Consider the following 2,750-nt stretch of genomic DNA (forward strand, 5'->3'; position numbering starts at 1 on the left):
GCCTCTTCGCCGGCGGGCGCTTCGGCGGCTTCGGGGGCGGTGGCGGCGGCTTCGGCGGCCGGGGCGCGGGCACCGGCGCGACCGGCGGCTTCGACGTCAACGACCTGTTCGGCGGCGGCCGGGCCGGGGGCGGCGGTGGCGGCCTCGGCGACCTGCTCGGCGGCATCTTCGGCGGCATGGGCGGAGCCGGCGGCACCACGACCGACCCCACCGGCGGCATGGGCGGCGCCGGCGGTGCCGGCGGCATGGGCGGCGGCCTCGGCGGCACGCCCCGCCGCCGCCGCGGGGCCGACGTCGAGACCGAGGTCCGCATCGACTTCGGCGAGGCCGTGAACGGCGCGACGCTCCCGCTGCGCCTGACCTCGCCGATGCGCTGCGGCACGTGCGAGGGCTCCGGCGCCCGGCCCGGCACCACGCCCCGCACCTGCACCCGGTGCGGCGGCGCGGGACTCGTCTCCCGCAGCCAGGGCGCATTCGCGTTCAGCGAGCCGTGCCCGGACTGCCGCGGGACCGGGCACCTCGTCGACGACCCGTGCCCGGAGTGCGGCGGCGACGGCGTGAGCTCCCGCCCGCGGACGCTGACGATCCGCATCCCGGCGGGCGTGGAGGACGGCAAGCGCATCCGGCTGGCCGGCAAGGGCCAGCCCGGGCCCAGCGGCGGGCCGTCCGGCGACCTCTACGTCGTCGTCCACGTGACCCCGGACGCGGTGTTCGGCCGGTCGACCAAGAACCCCGACGACCTCACGCTCTCACTGCCGGTGACCTACCCGGAGCTGGTGCGGGGCGCCACGGTCACGGTGCCCACCCTCGAGGGCCGCATCTCGCTCAAGGTGCCGCCCGGCAGTGCGGTGGGCCGCACGCTGCGCGTCCGCGAGCGCGGGGTGAAGCGCAAGGACGGCCGGGGCGACCTGCTGGTCACCCTCGAGCTCGCCGTGCCGCAGCGGCTGTCCGCGGAGGCGAGCGAGGCCCTCGACGCCTACGCCCGGGCCACCGCCGGCGAGGACCCCCGCGCCCGGCTGATGGATCGGGCGGAGGCCGGTCGCAAGGAGGCGGCGTCGTGACCGGCCCGCGCGACGGTGCCCGCGGCGCGGACGGCGCCCCGCGCGCGTCCGCGATCCCCGGCCTGCCCGCGTGGGCGGACGAGGACACCCCGGTCTTCGTCATCTCCATCGCCGCCGAGTTCTCCGGCATGCACGCCCAGACGTTGCGTTCCTACGACCGGATCGGGCTCGTCCGGCCCGGGCGGGCCAGCGGCGGCGGGCGGCGCTACTCGGTGCGCGACATCGCGCTGCTGCGCGAGGTCCAGCGGCTCTCCCAGGAGGAGGGCGTCAACCTGGCCGGCATCAAGCGGATCATCGAGCTCGAGCGCGAGGTCGACCAGCTCACCGACCGCCTCGCCGAGGTCACCGAGGAGCTCGCCCGCAGCCAGACCAGGCTCCAGGCCCTGTCCGAGCAGCGCGGCGGCCGCGGGGACCTGCTGCCGGCCCGGCGCACCCAGTCCGTCGTGGTCTGGCAGCCGGGACGGCGCTCGGCGCCGGAGGAGCCCCCGGAGCGCTGAGGAGTGCGCTCAGTCCTCGTCGTCGTCGGTGAAGGGGTCGTAGTGGATCCGGTCCAGCGGCGTGCCGTCGACCAGCAGGGCCGCCGTCGTCGCCCGGATCATCTCGGGCGAGCCCGCGACCACGACGTCGTGGGAGAGCCACGGCCCGGCGCGGGTGATGGCCTCGACGACCGTGCCCGGCGCGAGCTCGAGGTCGAGCGGGTCGGACTCGCACGCCCCGACGACCGCGAGCCACGGCGCGTCCTCGCCGATGACGGCGAAGCGGTCCAGGCTGTGCAGGTCCTCCGGGGTCCGGCCCCCGACGACGACGGTGGTCGGCCGCACGTCCGCGCCCGCCGCGGCGTGCGCCGCGAGGTCCTCGCAGAGCGCCAGCGCGACCGCGGCGCCGGTCCCACCCGCCACGATGAGCAGCTCCCGCTCGGCCGTGGCGTCGGCGGTGAGGTCCCCCTCGGCCGGCCCGATGTTCCAGCGTTCGCCGCACTGCGTGTGCGCGACGAGGCTGCGGCTGACCCAGCCGCCCGCCACGGCGCGCACGTGGAACTCCAGGAGACCGTCGGCGCGGGGAGCGCCGGCCGGCGTCAGCCGCCGCCACATCCGGGGGCGCTGGGGCACCTCGACCGTGACCCACTGGCCGGGCCGGTACTCGACGGGGACGTCCGGGGCGACCGTGATCACCGCGAGGTCCCAGCTCAGGCGCCGGTGCCCCACGACGGTCCCGCCGACGACGCCGGGCAGGCTCGCCGCCCGGCGGCGCGCGGGCTCGGCCGCGAGCGAGTAGGCCAGGACCCAGGCGGCGTCGGCCCCGGGGGCCCACAGCTCGCCCGCGAACTCCCGCACCGCGCCGACCAGCGCGACGCCGACGGGCTCGTCGGCGGAGACGTCGAGGCCCAGGGCCCGGGTCTCCCGGGCGAGGGTGCTGATCGCGGGGGCGAGCTCGCGGGGCCGGTCGACCGCGGACATCGCGCCGATCGCGGCCCGGAGCAGCCGCCGGGCCGCACGGTCGGCCTGCGCGGGGAACTGCGCGCGCAGGTGCGGGGCGAGGCTGAAGAGCAGGGCGCCGAACCAGTGGGCGACGTCGGCCTCCTGGTCGTCGAGGCGCGACCAGATGGCGCGGACGGCCTCGCCGGCGAGCGCGACGTCGGAGCGCGGCGAGGTCAGCGGGGTGGTGGCCCCGGGGCGCGCGCCGGCCGCG

General features: G+C 78.3%; 3 protein-coding genes. 2 read left to right on the forward strand and 1 reads right to left on the reverse strand.

Annotated elements, in window-relative coordinates; all coding sequences use genetic code 11:
- Both AC0CYZ_RS19240 and AC0CYZ_RS19245 read left to right on the forward strand, forming a co-directional pair.
- Positions 1 to 1,061: DnaJ C-terminal domain-containing protein (locus AC0CYZ_RS19240; RefSeq protein WP_472218226.1), on the forward strand; the 1,061-nt coding region annotated here is incomplete at its 5' end.
- Positions 1,062 to 1,114: 53 nt separating this feature from the next.
- A complete protein-coding gene (locus AC0CYZ_RS19245; protein ID WP_472218230.1) occupies positions 1,115 to 1,558 on the forward strand; it encodes a heat shock protein transcriptional repressor HspR in 444 nt (147 codons plus the stop codon).
- 9 nt (positions 1,559 to 1,567) lie between these two features.
- Here the strand turns inward: AC0CYZ_RS19245 and AC0CYZ_RS19250 are convergent.
- Positions 1,568 to 2,750 (reverse strand): FAD-binding oxidoreductase (locus tag AC0CYZ_RS19250; protein WP_472218228.1); only part of this gene is annotated, 1,183 nt, incomplete at its 5' end.

The organism is Actinomycetospora sp., assembly GCF_055612215.1.